The organism is Fulvimarina endophytica, assembly GCF_003403015.1.
In the GTDB taxonomy this organism is placed as follows: domain Bacteria; phylum Pseudomonadota; class Alphaproteobacteria; order Rhizobiales; family Rhizobiaceae; genus Fulvimarina; species Fulvimarina endophytica.
Window position 1 is genome coordinate 573,187 of sequence record NZ_QURL01000004.1, and the last position, 13,781, is coordinate 586,967.

The 13,781-nt window shown below is 61.6% G+C and carries 13 protein-coding genes; 8 read left to right on the forward strand and 5 right to left on the reverse strand.

All coding sequences use genetic code 11. The annotated features are described in order from the left end of the window. The first annotated feature begins 190 nt into the window (after positions 1-190). From DYI37_RS12060 to DYI37_RS12070, 3 genes are all read left to right on the forward strand, one after another. A complete protein-coding gene (locus DYI37_RS12060) occupies positions 191-2,356 on the forward strand; it encodes a glycosyltransferase WbsX family protein (RefSeq protein ID WP_116683455.1) in 2,166 nt (721 codons plus the stop codon). Next, a complete protein-coding gene (locus DYI37_RS12065) occupies positions 2,353-3,255 on the forward strand; it encodes a glycosyltransferase family 2 protein (RefSeq protein ID WP_116683456.1) in 903 nt (300 codons plus the stop codon). The genes DYI37_RS12060 and DYI37_RS12065 overlap by 4 nt, the downstream gene beginning before the upstream one ends. A gap of 84 nt (positions 3,256-3,339) precedes the next feature. Further along, positions 3,340-4,338: a glycosyltransferase gene (locus tag DYI37_RS12070; RefSeq protein WP_116683457.1), complete on the forward strand. Its 999-nt coding sequence runs from the start codon at positions 3,340-3,342 to the stop codon at positions 4,336-4,338. A gap of 4 nt (positions 4,339-4,342) precedes the next feature. Here DYI37_RS12070 and rfbA read toward each other — a convergent pair whose 3' ends face one another. The 4 genes from rfbA to rfbB are packed head-to-tail and all read right to left on the reverse strand — an operon-like array spanning position 4,343 to position 7,855. Next, on the reverse strand, positions 4,343-5,227 hold the full coding sequence (rfbA, locus tag DYI37_RS12075; protein WP_116683458.1) for a glucose-1-phosphate thymidylyltransferase RfbA: 885 nt from the start codon (positions 5,225-5,227) through the stop codon (positions 4,343-4,345). Next, positions 5,224-6,186, reverse strand: coding sequence for a dTDP-4-dehydrorhamnose reductase (gene rfbD, locus DYI37_RS12080; RefSeq protein ID WP_116683459.1), 963 nt, complete (start codon positions 6,184-6,186; stop codon positions 5,224-5,226). The genes rfbA and rfbD overlap by 4 nt, the downstream gene beginning before the upstream one ends. Further along, positions 6,183-6,755, reverse strand: coding sequence for a dTDP-4-dehydrorhamnose 3,5-epimerase (gene rfbC, locus DYI37_RS12085; RefSeq protein WP_199520146.1), 573 nt, complete (start codon positions 6,753-6,755; stop codon positions 6,183-6,185). The genes rfbD and rfbC overlap by 4 nt, the downstream gene beginning before the upstream one ends. Then, positions 6,752-7,855 carry a dTDP-glucose 4,6-dehydratase gene (rfbB, locus tag DYI37_RS12090; protein ID WP_245413887.1) on the reverse strand — a complete coding sequence of 368 codons (1,104 nt, stop codon included), beginning with the start codon at positions 7,853-7,855 and terminating at the stop codon, positions 6,752-6,754. The genes rfbC and rfbB overlap by 4 nt, the downstream gene beginning before the upstream one ends. A 663-nt stretch (positions 7,856-8,518) precedes the next feature. On the opposite strand from rfbB, the gene DYI37_RS12095 reads away from it, so the two are divergent. Both DYI37_RS12095 and DYI37_RS12100 read left to right on the forward strand, forming a co-directional pair. Continuing rightward, on the forward strand, positions 8,519-9,454 hold the full coding sequence (locus DYI37_RS12095; RefSeq protein ID WP_158555164.1) for a glycosyltransferase family protein: 936 nt from the start codon (positions 8,519-8,521) through the stop codon (positions 9,452-9,454). Continuing rightward, on the forward strand, positions 9,451-10,365 hold the full coding sequence (locus DYI37_RS12100) for a rhamnan synthesis F family protein (protein ID WP_158555165.1): 915 nt from the start codon (positions 9,451-9,453) through the stop codon (positions 10,363-10,365). The genes DYI37_RS12095 and DYI37_RS12100 overlap by 4 nt, the downstream gene beginning before the upstream one ends. A 73-nt stretch (positions 10,366-10,438) precedes the next feature. Here the strand turns inward: DYI37_RS12100 and DYI37_RS12105 are convergent, their stop codons facing one another. Next, positions 10,439-11,047, reverse strand: a complete 609-nt coding sequence (locus DYI37_RS12105) for a hypothetical protein (RefSeq protein ID WP_116683462.1) — start codon at positions 11,045-11,047, stop codon at positions 10,439-10,441. A 391-nt stretch (positions 11,048-11,438) separates the two neighbouring features. On the opposite strand from DYI37_RS12105, the gene DYI37_RS12110 reads away from it, so the two are divergent. The 3 genes from DYI37_RS12110 to DYI37_RS12120 form a co-directional block, all read left to right on the forward strand. Next, complete coding sequence (locus DYI37_RS12110; RefSeq protein WP_116683533.1) at positions 11,439-12,554, forward strand: glycosyltransferase family 4 protein; 1,116 nt, start codon at positions 11,439-11,441, stop codon at positions 12,552-12,554. Positions 12,555-12,753: 199 nt separating this feature from the next. Next, entirely contained in the window at positions 12,754-13,458 is a 705-nt protein-coding gene (locus DYI37_RS12115) for a CoA transferase subunit A (protein WP_116683463.1), read from the forward strand. After that, a partial coding sequence (locus tag DYI37_RS12120; RefSeq protein ID WP_280987211.1) for a CoA-transferase occupies positions 13,459-13,781 on the forward strand: 323 nt, incomplete at its 3' end.

Sequence of the window (13,781 nt, forward strand, 5' to 3'; positions counted from 1 at the left end):
AAAACTCGATGCTAACTTGCGCTCACACCCATGGACAGCACGCGCAAGGCTGGTGTTTAAGTCCGCGTGCGCTTGTATCGCGCGAAATCGGATGGACCAGATGAGCTTGAGCCAACGCAGTGCCGAATATCCCTTTAGCCAAATCATCAATTGAAAATTGCGCCGGAAAAAGAAGGTTCGAATAGCTGAAATGGTTAAGAGAAAACACGAGCTGGCGGTTAGCTGGAATTTGGAGGATTTAAGTGAGGGCGCTAAATGGCGTGGCGCAATCGACGCTGTAACCAGTGACTATGTTTACGGCTGGACACTACTTAGCACTGATCCGAAAAAGAACGTACAGCTTGACATTTCTATACTTGGCCGACACGTCGCCATTATTGAATGCAGCGATTTTCGCGGCGATGTCATAGAGCTTATTGGCAGTGACGTCCGTGTGGGATTTCGCTTTGATTACAACACTTTGCGTGGCCCAATAACAGAAGAGCTCTTAGCAAGAGTCAAATCCACAAATGCCGAAATGATCACCGGAAGTGAGCTCGTACAGGTATACATTTCGGGAACCGATGTACGCGTTCCGCTTGTCAACGATGAATTATGTAGCATAAACGATTTCAAGAAGACATTGGTGAAGCCGAAGCGACCTGCTGGAAACACCGAGAGCGAAAGAATTCGCTTGCGCAACACTCTGATCAATAATCCCCCGACACCACAAGAGCCGGCTGCGAAAATTATCGCCTATTATCTCCCTCAGTTCCATCCGATTCCGGAGAATGATGAGTGGTGGGGAAGTGGCTTTACTGAATGGACCAATGTTTCGTCCGCACGCGCATACTTTAAGGGTCATGATCAACCACATCTGCCTGCAGACTTCGGCTACTATGACCTTCGCATTGGAGAGATTCAACGAAAGCAGGTAGAAACCGCCCGGAAGTACGGCGTTTCCGCATTCGCATACTACTTCTATTGGTTCTCAGGGACACAGATCCTTACAATGCCGATTGATCGACATGTTGAGGAAAATCTGGATCTCGATTTCTGTTTGTGCTGGGCGAACGAGACATGGTCGCGGCGGTGGGACGGTTCTGAGCAAGACGTTTTAATGGAACAGTCACATACGTTCGAAAGTGACGTGGAGTTCATACGGTCTTGTATACGCTATTTTAAATCTCCCAAATATTTGAAAATTGATGGAGCACCTTTCTTACAGGTATATCGGGTTTCTCTAATGGAGAAGCCGGTTGAAACGATCGCAAGATGGCGTGAAATCGTACGGGCCGAAGGATTCCCAGACCTGCACGTGTGTATGGTTGAGTCTTTCGGATTGCGCGAGCCCTCGAAGTACGGTTGTGACAGCAGCTCGCAATTCCCGCCGCATGGGGTGATTGCACCTCGTTGCAACGATAAAATGGAAGACCTATCGCAGAGCTTCAGGGGGGAGATATACGACTACGAAGATATTGTCCGAAACGAAATTTCACATACTGACCGAACGCATCTGCATTTTCGTGGTGCGATGCCGTCGTGGGATAACACGAGCCGCAAAGGGCCGAACGGCAACGTCTTCGCTAATGCAAAGCCTGAAACATTCGAAACGTGGATGAAATTTCTCGTCGATGATGCGGCGAACAGACTACCGGAGGAATGTCGCTTCGTATTCGTGAACGCTTGGAATGAGTGGGCTGAAGGAGCCCATTTGGAACCTGATCGACGCCATGGTCATGGATATCTTCGTGCTGTACGCAATTCGCTTACTCGTCAGTCCCAGATTCAATCCGCATTACTCCTGCGCAAAGGTCCGTTGAACGAAAGGGATCTGGAGATTTTGCGCGAGTATGTGGGGAGCTTGATCAACACTAACGGCGTACTCACAAAACTCCTGAGTACGAGTAGCGTATCGGCAAAGCTCAGCAGGGACTCCCTGTTCGTTGAGGTTACCAACGAATTGCTCGCCGTTAGAAGCAGCGATGACGCTCGTCTTCATCTAGACTCGGTGAATGGTAATCGCGGAGTGAGAGGCAAACTCAACGCTCTTACGAAATCGCAGAGCCTTGAGCTTAGTGGCTGGCTTGTCACCGCAGCGCCGAAGCAGATGCCGCTTTACGTTTCACTCCGCAAGATATCTTCAGCGGATTCGAGCCCGAGATATCTCGCGTCGATAGAGACCTACATAGAGCGCCCTGACGTGACGGAATTTCTCGGTCTACTTGATCCCTACGATTGCGGTTTCTCATTTTCAGGAAACCTTAAGAATGTTGAAGAAGGGCATTATGAAATTGAGCTTATCTGTTTGGAAAGCGCCGATGGGCTCTCGGCGATAGCATATCGAACTGGGTTCCTGGCGTCGATTGGAGAATGATTGTGTCATCCACGCGAACGGTCAGCGTTATTGTCCCCAGCTTTGGACATCAAGATTTTATCCAAGAGGCGCTAAGTTCTATATATAACCAAACATATCACGACATTGAGATAGTTTTCATCGACGACTGCTCAAGTGATCAGACATTCGAACGCGGCGCAGCCCTCTTGAAGTCGTCAGATTTCGTACGACGCTTCAAACGAATTCATGTAGAACGGAACGAGACGAATATGGGCGCTCACGCGACCATTAATAAGGGCATTGCAGTCTCCCGTGGAGACTACATAGCCATTATTAATTCGGATGATCGCTATCATGCAGATCGTCTCTCGCGCCTTATAGACGGAATGACAGCCTCTTCCTCCGAGTTTGGCTTTTCGCTCGTAAAGCCATTCTCCAATGAATCCACGCAGGATTTTCCTGACAACATTCGGATGATCGGCGTTAATCAACTTTTGGCACTAGAGCGAGATCCGACTGTCGGCTTTTCGCTCCTCCGTGGAAACCAAGCAATTTCGACTGGAAATTTTGTTTTCACCCGACGACTTTACGAACTGGTCGGCCCCTTTCTGCCACTAAGATATTGCCATGATTGGGATTTCGCTCTTCAGGCGCTATACTTTACCGAGCCATATGTAGCCAAAGATGCGCTTTACGAATACCGCCTTCATGGAAGTAATTCATTTTCCGGCCTGCAGCATGTCGCTGAGGTAGAAACGGAGGCGGTGATTCGGCGTTTCCTTCAGTCGGCCGCCCGTGGAAACGCGCCAAATTTGCTGGCACCAACCGCAACAAACTGGCCGGGCCTATTCGAAATCTTCATCCGAGAGTGTGGTTTCGAGCGTTTCTATGCCATCGAAAATGGATTAGGGATGTCGAGTTGGCGGATCTACGACTAACCAATAGTCGTTGGCATGTTGTAAGTTTGTCGCACTGATTGTTCGGATAGGGTATTGGTTGTGTTAAATACGAGTGAAACAGCGATGATCGTCGAAGATCTCGATACGATTCGCGCCCGCCTCGATTCCGATGTTGATCGCCTGCACCCATTTATGCGACGCGTACTGGCTCATCAAAACATGGGTGAAGCCGACCTTGTAAAATATTTTCGCACCGTGACAGACCATGCGCGCGAACTTGCCCTCAATCCTCCATCTGCCACTCAATTTGCAGGGGAGGAGGTTCGCGAAATACATAAAATTTGGCTAACAAATCTTTCGTCGCCGGCGGAGCCCCCAGCGCATTATATAGACGCATACACCGAGTATGCTCGGAAATATAGCGCTGACGGATGGAGGTTCACACTTTGGGTCCAAGATGAATCGGCAATCAAGTCAGTCTGCGACGGGATACGGTCATCTGAAGTACCATTAGATATAAAAGTCATATCCCAACACCTAAGCGCAGGGCAATGGCTGGATAGCTTTAACAAGTTCATTGAGGATCGGAAATTCCCGTTCGCCGCCGATATCCTGAGAATGAAAATCCTCCATACCTTTGGAGGTATTTATATGGATCTTGGGGCGTTTCTCACTGATCTAAATGTGATGAAATTCGTCACTGCGAATTTTGATTACGGACTAATATATTGGGAGAATCTTTTCTTCCAGAATTCCCTCATGTACATGCGCAAAGGGAACCCTGTCGGCTCGGCCTTTCTAGAACTAGCTGATGATCCTTACCTAATGCCCAAAAGTCTAGTCGATCCGCTAGATGCACTTACCGAGGGTGAAATATTCTCCGGCCTTGGTGTAACGATAATTCTTCTTACGTTATCAAAAAGTCATGCCAGAACGTTTCCGTTTCTGGCAAACGGTAATTTGGTCTCGTGGTCATCTCAACAGTCTTGGTATTTCAACGAGAACGGACAACGTGGCAGATTCGGCAACACTTATGTCCCCGAATCTAAGCCGAGCATTTTAACCGAAGACGGATGGGACCGTAAGAGTACAACGATCTTCGACGTTGTTAATACGGGCTGAGACGTTAACCGATCCTCTCGTTGGCAAGCGCGAGGAGATACTGGCCGTATCGGCTCTTTCCGAGGGTCTGGCCGAGGGTGCGCAGCTGGTCGGCGTCGATATGGCCGAGCGAATAGGCGATCTCCTCGGGACAGGCGATCTTGAAGCCCTGGCGGTGTTCCAGCGTGCGCACGAACTCGGCCGCTTCCAGAAGCGCGTCGGGCGTGCCCGTATCGAGCCAGGCATAGCCGCGCCCCATGAGCGCGACGTTGAGCGTGCCTTCCTCCAGATAGAGCCGGTTGAGATCGGTGATCTCCAGTTCGCCCCGCGGCGAGGGCTTCAGGGAGCGGGCGAACTCGGCGGCGCGCCCGTCGTAGAAGTAGAGACCGGTCACCGCCCAGTTGGATTTCGGCCGCTCGGGCTTCTCCTCGATGCTGACCGCGCGCTGCTGATCGTCGAATTCGACGACGCCGTAACGCTCGGGATCGGCGACGTGATAGGCGAAGACGCTCGCCCCGTTGCGCGCCAGCGCCTCGTCCCGGGCCCGGGTCATCAGTTTGGGCAGTCCGTGGCCGTAGAAGAGGTTGTCGCCGAGGACGAGGGCCGAAGGCTCGCCGGCGATGAAGTCCTCGCCGATCAGGAAGGCCTGGGCGAGACCGTCGGGCCGGGGCTGCTCGGCATAGCTGAGCGTCAGCCCCCAGGCCGAGCCGTCGCCCAGAAGCGCCCGGAAGCGCGGCAGGTCGTGCGGCGTCGAGATGATCAGGATCTCGGTGATGCCCGCCAGCATCAGCGTCGAGAGCGGATAGTAGATCATCGGCTTGTCGTAGACCGGCAGAAGCTGCTTGGACGCGGTCAGCGTCATGGGATGCAGGCGCGTGCCGCTGCCGCCGGCCAGAATGATGCCCTTCATGGCGTCGTGCGTCCTTCGTTGCGTGATGCGGGTTCGGTTTGGGTATCGGTATCGGTTTTGGGCCCGGGTCCTTCGATCAGCCGGTCGAGAACGGTCTCGAGCGAGGTCCGCCAGTCGGGCAGCCGAAGGCCGTAGCGGGCGTGGAGCCGGTCGGTGGAGAGGACAGAATTCTTCGGGCGCTCGGCCGGCGTCGGATAGGCGCTGGTCGGGATGGGCGCCACCTCCGGCACTGTCAGCCCGCGTCTTCCAGCACCCTCGAAGATCGCCCTCGCAAAGCCCGCCCAGCTGGTCTCGCCGCTGCCGGCGAGATGGAAGGTGCCGTGAAGCGAAGCGTCATCCGCCCCGCCGTCGAGCCGCTCGGCGATGGCGAGGACGGCATCGGCGATGTCGAGGGCGGAGGTCGGCGAGCCGCGCTGATCGTCGACGACGGACAATTTGTCGCGCTCGGCGCCGAGGCGCAGCATGGTCTTCACGAAGTTTTGACCGAACGGCGAGTAAACCCAGGCCGTGCGAAGGATCACATGGCGCGCCCCCGAGGCCCGAATCACCGCCTCGCCTTCGAGCTTGGAGCGGCCGTAGACGCCGAGCGGGCCGGTCGCGTCCTCTTCCATCCAGGGTCCGGCCTTCGAGCCGTCGTAGACATAGTCCGTCGACAGATGGAGGATCGGGATCGCGAGCCGTCTCGCGGCCTCGGCCAGCGCCCCGGCGCCTTGGGCGTTGACGGCCCTTGCGAGCTCCGGTTCGCTTTCCGCCCGGTCGACTGCCGTATAGGCCGCCGCGCTGACGATCGCGCTTGCCCCGTCTGCCGCCTTCAGCACGGCCTCGACGATCGCCTCGCGGGGCCCCGACAGGTCGAGATCCGGCCGGCCGAGCGTCGTGACGGAGACCCCGCGCGCTGCGCCCTTCTCCTTCAGCGCGGTCGCGACCTGGCCCTCCCGTCCGGTGACGAGAAGCCTCATCGGAAGGGGGTCTCGAGTGCTGCAAAGCGCGGCAGCACCCGGTCCTTGTCCGAGAGGATCGCGCGTTCACGGCTCACGCCCCAGTCGATGCCGAGATCGGGATCGTCGAAGGCGAGCCCCGCATCGCAATCGGGCGCGTAGGCCGCCGTGACCTTGTAGAAGACCATGGTGTTCGCCTCCCGGGTGACGAAGCCGTGGGCGAACCCCTTCGGCACCAGAAGCTGAAGGCCGTTCCCGGCCGAAAGTTCGACGGCCACGTGCCGGCCATAGGTCGGCGAGCCGGCCCGCAGATCGACCGCGACGTCGAGAATGGCGCCGGCGAGGACGCGCACCAGCTTGTCCTGGGCCGCCGGCGGCGTCTGGAAATGCAGGCCGCGCACCGTGCCGATATCGGCCGAGAAGGACTGGTTGTCCTGAATGAAGTCCAGATCGAGGCCCGCCTCGCGCATCCGCGCCTCGTTCCAGCTTTCGGTGAACCAGCCGCGGCTGTCCCCGAAGCGCCGTGGGTTGAGGATGACGACGCCGTCGAGATCGGTGGGCGTCACCTCCAGAAGCGGTGTCGTGTTCATGATTCGGTCTTCCCGTTCGAGGTGAGGCCCAGCCGCTCGCCGTGATACCGGCCGGAGCGGATGGCGCTCCACCAGGCCTCGTTATTGAGATACCAGCGGACCGTCTTCTCCAGCCCGCTCTCGAAGCTTTCTTCGGGCCGCCAGCCGAGTTCGGCCTCGATCTTGGACGCATCGATCGCATAGCGCGCGTCATGGCCCGGACGGTCGGTCACGAAGGTGATGAGCCGCTCGTGCGGTCCGGCCGGATCGGGACGGATCGTGTCGAGAAGGCCGCAGATCGTGCGCACGACATCGATATTGGAGCGCTCGTTGTGGCCGCCGATGGCATAGGTCTCGCCCGGCTCGCCCTGTTCGGCGACGCGCACGAGGGCGCGGGCATGATCGTCCACATAGAGCCAGTCGCGCACGTTCTCGCCCTTGCCGTAGACCGGCAGGGGCTTGCCCTCGAGGGCGTTGAGGATGACGAGCGGGATCAGCTTCTCCGGGAAGTGATAGGGGCCGTAATTGTTCGAGCAGTTGGTCAGGACGATCGGCAGGCCGTAGGTGTGGTGCCAGGCCCGCACCAGATGATCGGACGCGGCCTTGGAGGCCGAATAGGGCGAACGCGGGTCGTAGGCGGTCGTCTCGGTGAAGAAGCCCTCGGGGCCCAGCGATCCGAAGACCTCGTCAGTCGAGATGTGATGGAAGCGGAAGCGCGCCTTGCGCTCTTCGCCAAGACCCTGGAAGTGGCGCAGCGCCGCCTGGAGCAGCACGGCCGTTCCCACGACATTGGTGTCGACGAACACCATCGGGCCGTCGATCGAGCGATCCACATGGCTTTCTGCGGCCAGATGCATGACGACGTCCGGATCGAACTCGGCCATCGCCCCGGCCATCGCCTCGCCGTCGCGGATATCGGCCTTCAGGAACCGGTAGCGGGGATGGTCCGCGACCGGCTCGAGGCTGGCCGGATTGCCGGCATAGGTCAGCGCGTCGACGACGAGAACCTCGTGATCGCTCGCCTCGATCAGATGCCGGGCGACGGCCGAGCCGATGAAACCGGCCCCGCCGGTGACCAGGAAGCGCCGCGCTTCCCGGGGGGAATTCTTGCTGGATGACATCGTCTCGATCGCCCTGGACTTCATGAAACGGGACGGATCTTCCGGAGCCGCCATCACAGAGCAAGCCCCATCGACGTCGTTCAAAGACCCGTCAGCGCCGTCCCAACCGCATAATGCGCTCTCACCCGATGCGCAATGTTTGGGGCCCGGGCAAGGCCGGAGGGGCGCGCTGGCAAGCCATCCTCCTGCCTGCACGGCCGAGGTTTCCGGCCCTTCGCGAGGGTCCGGCACGCGAATGGGACGGCGCCGGACCCTTGCGGAGGGCCGGCAGGGATATTAGAGCCGGGGCGGTGTTCCGGGATCCTCATGTCGCTCGGTGTCTTCGGGCGCTTGCGTCATGCCGCGGCGGGTTTCGGGACCGTGCTCGGGTCGAGCATCTCCGCACGGCACTCCGGCGATCGGATCCCGGCAACATCCCAGCGTTCGGCAAGGTGAGAAAAGCGGTGGTTGAATTGCGACGAGGCAACGTCCATTCCCGACCCGGCAGACAAGCGCGGCGCGTCTTTCTTTCGATGGCGAGGCGACCTCGGTCATCGCGCGCACGAACGCCCCGCTGGGCCATGCGAGCCGAACGCTCGAACGACGGCCTCACCCGTGACCGGCGAGCCGACCCGGCGGCCCGTTCGGCGGGCGATGGCGGGCCTTACGAGACCGGATCGCCCCATGGCGGACCTTGCCGGGGCGAACATTTCGCGTCCCGCCATGGATAAGCATCGGTTCGCGGTCGGCCTCACCGTGTTCAGGCCCGACCGGTCGCTGTTCGACACGCTTCTCGAAACCGTTCGCGGACAGGCGGGTCACGTCTTCGTCGTGGTGGACGGCCCGAGCGGCGAGGCGATCGAGGCCGAGCATCTCGACGTCCTGCGCGACACGCAGAATGTCACCGTGCTGGCGCTTTTGGCGAACGCGGGCATCGCGGCAGGCCTCAACCGACTGGCCGAGGCGGCGGGGACGGCCGGTTTCGAGCGCATCTTGTTCTTCGACCAGGACAGCACGGTCGATCCCTCGCTGCCCGCCCGCCTCTCTTCCGCTCTCGACCGTCTCGCGGAGCGCGGCGAGCCTGTCGCAGCCGTCGGCGCCAGGCCCGTCGCAGCCGCCGGAAGTGATACGCGCGCACCGCGCTACAGGCCGCGCGGCGAACCCGTGGCCGGCTTGAGCGCAGTGGAGTTCGCGATCGTCTCGGGCCTGATGGTCGATCTCAAGGCCTTTCGCGCGATCGGCCCCTTTGCCGAGACCCTACGCATGGACGGGGTCGATCTCGAATGGTGTTTTCGTGCCTGGAGCCGGGGCTATGCGATCTTCGTCGACCCCGAGGCCGTTCTGGAACACCGCGTCGGAACCGGTGTCGTGCGTCTCGGTCCCTTGGCCTTCCCGCGCCAGCGCGAGGACCGGATGCTGAACTATGTCCGCAGCCAGGCGATCTGCCTGCGCCTTGCCCATGTCCCCTTGCGCTGGAAGATGCGCACGCTGCTCTACGTTCCCGTGCAGTGTGCGGTCTTCGCGCTTCGATCACCTCGCCCCGTGCGAACCCTTTCCCGCCTCGTGCGGGCCGCTATGAAGGGTTTGCTGATAACGCTTTCGAGACCGCTCCTGCCATGAAACCCGTCGCCGTCTTCGTCCATATCCATTACGTCGAAGCCTGGCCGGCGCTGCGCGAGCGGATCGAACGGTCGATCCAGCTGCCCTTCCGCATCGTGGCGACAGGGGCCGCGGCAGGCACGGTCGCACCGCCCGACAGCCCGCATCTGTGCGGGTGGCAGACCGTGGAGACCGCCAACAGGGGACGGGACGTCCTGCCGTTCATCGAGGCGTTGCGCCAGGCGGGCGATTTCGACATCGGCCTGAAACTGCACGGCAAGCGCTCCGTCCACCGCCTCGATGGCGAGGCCTGGGCCGAGATGCTCACCGGCGAACTCCTTCCCTCGCCCGCCGAAGTCGCCGCTCTCGTCGCGCGGTTCGAAGGCGACGAGCGCATCGGCCTTGCCGGAGCACCGACCTCCTTCTGCACCACCGCCTTCCACATCGGACACAACGAGGCTGCGATCGAGACGGTCGCAAGGCGCCTCGACCGCGATCCGGCGGACCTGATGGCGCGGACCCCCTTCTTCTGTGCGGGGACCATGTTCTGGTTCCGCCGGACCGCCTTCGCCTCGCTCGCCTCCACGGATCTCGCTGATCTCTTCGAGCCGGAAGCGGGGCAGACCGACGGGACCGCCGCCCATGCCCTGGAGCGGCTCTTTCCGGCACTGTGCGAAGATGCAGGCTATCTGGCGCTGCCCATCGACCTTGCCCTGTCGAGCGATCCAAGCACCAGCGATTCCGACCTGGCCCGAGCGACACGCGAACAGCTCGATACGGACAACGCCTTCGTTCGACGGCCCGGCATGCTTGCAGCCATCGTCCTGTCGCGGCTTCCGCACCTCGCCCGGGTCTATCAGGCCCTGCCGCAACCGGTGAGGCGCGTGATCAGATGGGGCACGGCGCGCGGCGGAACGGGCAGCGGCCGCTGAACGAAGGCAGGCAGACGGGCCCTTCGTCCGCGAAGGGCGATCGGATCGCCTGAGGCACCGGCCGCAATCTCCTTCAGCGGCTGGTCTTTCGCCGCCCCTTCATCTGATGGCGGGCATGGGCGCGCAGCTTCCAGCGCTCGGACAGGGCGACGCCGCCGGTGCGCCAGGCCCGGCGCGTGCGATAGCCGATGCCGGTCGCCGTCTCGCTCGGCTGCTCGTCGTCCGTCGCATGTGACGCGGTCGCGGCCGTTTCCTCGGCCGCTGGCGGGATCGAGGCGGACGGCGTCGGCGCCGGAGATCCGAACTCACGGCCTTCGTAATCCGCCGGATCGATCGAGCGGACCGGCTGCTTCCTGCGATAGCGACGTGCGGGCTGACGCGGGCCTTCGGCTTCGTCTTCGCTCACGGCGGGCTGCAGATCCGGTTCGGGTTCCGCCGCACCGGGCTCCGGTCGCTCGGCGAGGATGCGGCCCGATCGTGCTGCTGCCTCGACCTTTTCCTTCATCGCCGACTGCTCGGAAGTGTCTTTCACCGGCTCGGCGGCCCGCCTGGGTCTTTTCAGGGCCTCCGGCTTGGCCGGCTCGTTCGACGCCTCGGCGAGAGACATGAGCGTTTCGGACGCCGAGCCCGAGCGCCGACGTTTCTTGGTTTCGACCGTGAAGGGTTTGCGCGTGCGGGGCATGAAGGGTCCGCCGGCTCCTTTGTGAGGACAGGATGATCTGGCTCGCTTGCCTTTCGCAGCCTTCGGCAGGAATGCCGGAAGTCTCGAAGGGTTCTGGAAGCCAGATGGTGTGCGAATCTTGGTGGTTGAATGGCCCGAACGCGGATTTTCGGCAAGATCGGAGGATGGTTTGCCGGACGATCGGCACAATCTTCTCGTCATTCGGCCGGACCGACCGATGAAACGGGAAAAATTCCGGCCGCCCGCCTCCTCCCGATGCCGTCCCGTTCGGGCGCGCTCCCCGATGGTGGCCGAAACCGGAGCCGGCCCCTTGCCGGGCGGCGCAGAAGCGTTCAGACAGCCGGAACCTGCGCCGAAGTTTCAGATTCGAGAGCCGAACGACGATCGAACCATGTCCCGCACACTCGTCTTTGTCGTCACCGAAGACTGGTTCTTCGTCTCCCATTTCCTGCCCATGCTGCGATCGGCCCGACGCGCGGGGTTCGAGCCGGTGGTGATCACCCGGGTGCGCGAGCACCGGGGCGCCATCGAGGCGGCGGGCGGGCGGGTGATCGCGCTCGAAGCCGACCGGCGCAATCTCAATCCCCTGGCGATCCTCAAGACGGTCCGGCGCCTCGCCGCGATCCTTCGCGCCGAAGATCCCCGCTTCGTCCACTGCATCGCCCTTCGTTCGATCCTCGTGGGCGGGCTCGCGGCCCGGCTCTCTGGCAGGCGGCACTGCATCTTCGCCGTGACCGGCGGCGGCTTCCTGATGGCGCGCACCGACCTCGTCGGCCGCGCCACGATCGCCGCCATCGCCTTCGTCATGCGCCGCATTCTCGGCCGGTCGCGAACCCAGTTCCTGTTCGAGAACGAGGACGATCCGAAGCGTCTCGGACTGTCGCCGCGCGATCCGGACGTGACGATCGTCGGCGGCGCGGGGGTCGATCCCGACCATTACCGGCCGACGGGGCGCGTCCCGGACGACAGGTTGCGGGTCGCCGTCGTCTCGCGCATGCTCTGGTCGAAGGGCGTCGATCTCGTGGTCGAGGCCGTCACGCGGGCCCGCGCCTCCGGTGCGCGGATCGAGCTTGCCCTCTACGGGGCCCCCGATCCCGCGAACCCCCGATCGATCGCGACGGAAACGCTCGCCGAATGGAGCGGGCGCGAGGGAATTTTTTGGCATGGCCCGACCGACGATCCCCGTAAGGTCTGGGCCGAGAACGACGTGGCATGCCTTGCCTCGCGCGGCGGCGAGGGACTGCCGCGGACGCTTCTGGAGGCTGCCGCCTGCGGCCGGGCGCTCGTGACCACCGACGTGCCCGGATGCCGGAGCTTCGTTCGCGATGGTGTCGACGGCTTCGTCGTTCCGCCGAACGATGCGGAGGCCCTGAAGCGGGCCCTCGAACGGCTGGCGGGCGACCGGGACCTCGTCGAGAGGATGCAGCGCGAAAGCCGCGCCCGGGTCCTCGACGGCTTCACGGAAGACGCGGTCTCGGCGAAGGTCGAGGCGATGTACGGGCGTTGAGCATGGATCCGTCTCAGCATCGATCCTCCCCGGCGACGCCGATGCGGCCCGCCTTGCGGGCGAACGGGGCTGAAGCCCTTGACAAGGCCGGCGCCGGTCTCTCGGATGAGCCGACGAGCGGGCAGGCTTCCTCGGGCCATGCCGGGACGCCGCGGGGAACCGAGGCTTCTAAGTTTCACGAATATCAATCGGAGGGCCGATGAAAAAGGTTTATGGCAGCGCGGACGAGGCGCTGGAGGGCTTGCTGCATGACGGCATGTTCATCGCGGCGGGCGGGTTCGGCCTGTGCGGCATACCCGAGCTTGCGATCGAGGCGCTGGTGCGCTCCGGCGTCAAGGACCTGACCGTCGCCTCCAACAATGCGGGCGTCGACGATTTCGGCCTCGGCAAGCTCCTGGCCACGCGACAGATCAGGAAGATGATCAGCTCCTATGTGGGCGAGAACGCCGAGTTCATGCGCCAGTATCTGTCGGGCGAACTGGAACTGGAATTCAATCCCCAGGGCACGCTCGCCGAGCGGATGCGGGCCGGCGGCAGCGGCATTCCGGGCTTCTACACCAAGACCGGCGTCGGCACGCTCATCGCCGAGGGCAAGGAGGTCAAGACCTTCGACGGCGAGGACTACATCCTCGAACGCGGCATCGTCGCCGACCTCTCGATCGTCAAGGCCTGGAAGGCGGACGACACGGGCAATCTCGTCTTCCGCAAGACCGCGCGCAACTTCAACCCGCCGGCCGCCATGTGCGGCAAGATCTGCCTGGCGGAGGTCGAGGAAATCGTTCCCCGGGGCTCGCTCGACCCGGACATGATCCATCTGCCCGGCATCTACGTGCACCGCATCGTCGAGGGCGCGCACGAGAAGCGCATCGAGAAAGTCACCACCCGCCAGAAGGAGACCGCGTGAATGCCCTGGGATCGTAACCGGATGGCCGCGCGCGCGGCCGAGGAACTGGAAGACGGCATGTATGTGAATCTCGGCATCGGCATTCCGACGCTGGTGGCGAACTATGTCGGCGACAAGGACATCACGCTCCAGTCAGAGAACGGCATGCTGGGCATGGGCCCCTTCCCCTTCGAGGGCGAGGAGGATCCCGACCTGATCAATGCCGGCAAGCAGACCATCACCGAGCTTGCACGCACCTCCTATTTCGACAGCGCGACGAGCTTCGGCATGATCCGCGGCGGCAAGATCGCGGCGGCGATCCTGGGTGCGATGGAGGTCTCCGA

Excerpts from the sequence above, each read along its gene's own strand:
- rfbC (WP_199520146.1), bottom strand. The coding sequence starts at position 6,755 with ATGAACACGACACCGCTTCTGGAGGTGACGCCCACCGATCTCGACGGC.
- DYI37_RS12105 (WP_116683462.1), bottom strand. The coding sequence starts at position 11,047 with ATGCCCCGCACGCGCAAACCCTTCACGGTCGAAACCAAGAAACGTCGG.
- DYI37_RS12100 (WP_158555165.1), top strand. The coding sequence starts at position 9,451 with ATGAAACCCGTCGCCGTCTTCGTCCATATCCATTACGTCGAAGCCTGG.
- DYI37_RS12095 (WP_158555164.1), top strand. The coding sequence starts at position 8,519 with ATGGCGGACCTTGCCGGGGCGAACATTTCGCGTCCCGCCATGGATAAG.
- DYI37_RS12060 (WP_116683455.1), top strand. The coding sequence starts at position 191 with ATGGTTAAGAGAAAACACGAGCTGGCGGTTAGCTGGAATTTGGAGGAT.
- rfbA (WP_116683458.1), bottom strand. The coding sequence starts at position 5,227 with ATGAAGGGCATCATTCTGGCCGGCGGCAGCGGCACGCGCCTGCATCCC.
- DYI37_RS12110 (WP_116683533.1), top strand. The coding sequence starts at position 11,439 with ATGTCCCGCACACTCGTCTTTGTCGTCACCGAAGACTGGTTCTTCGTC.
- rfbD (WP_116683459.1), bottom strand. The coding sequence starts at position 6,186 with ATGAGGCTTCTCGTCACCGGACGGGAGGGCCAGGTCGCGACCGCGCTG.
- DYI37_RS12065 (WP_116683456.1), top strand. The coding sequence starts at position 2,353 with ATGATTGTGTCATCCACGCGAACGGTCAGCGTTATTGTCCCCAGCTTT.
- DYI37_RS12115 (WP_116683463.1), top strand. The coding sequence starts at position 12,754 with ATGAAAAAGGTTTATGGCAGCGCGGACGAGGCGCTGGAGGGCTTGCTG.
- rfbB (WP_245413887.1), bottom strand. The coding sequence starts at position 7,855 with ATGTCATCCAGCAAGAATTCCCCCCGGGAAGCGCGGCGCTTCCTGGTC.
- DYI37_RS12070 (WP_116683457.1), top strand. The coding sequence starts at position 3,340 with ATGATCGTCGAAGATCTCGATACGATTCGCGCCCGCCTCGATTCCGAT.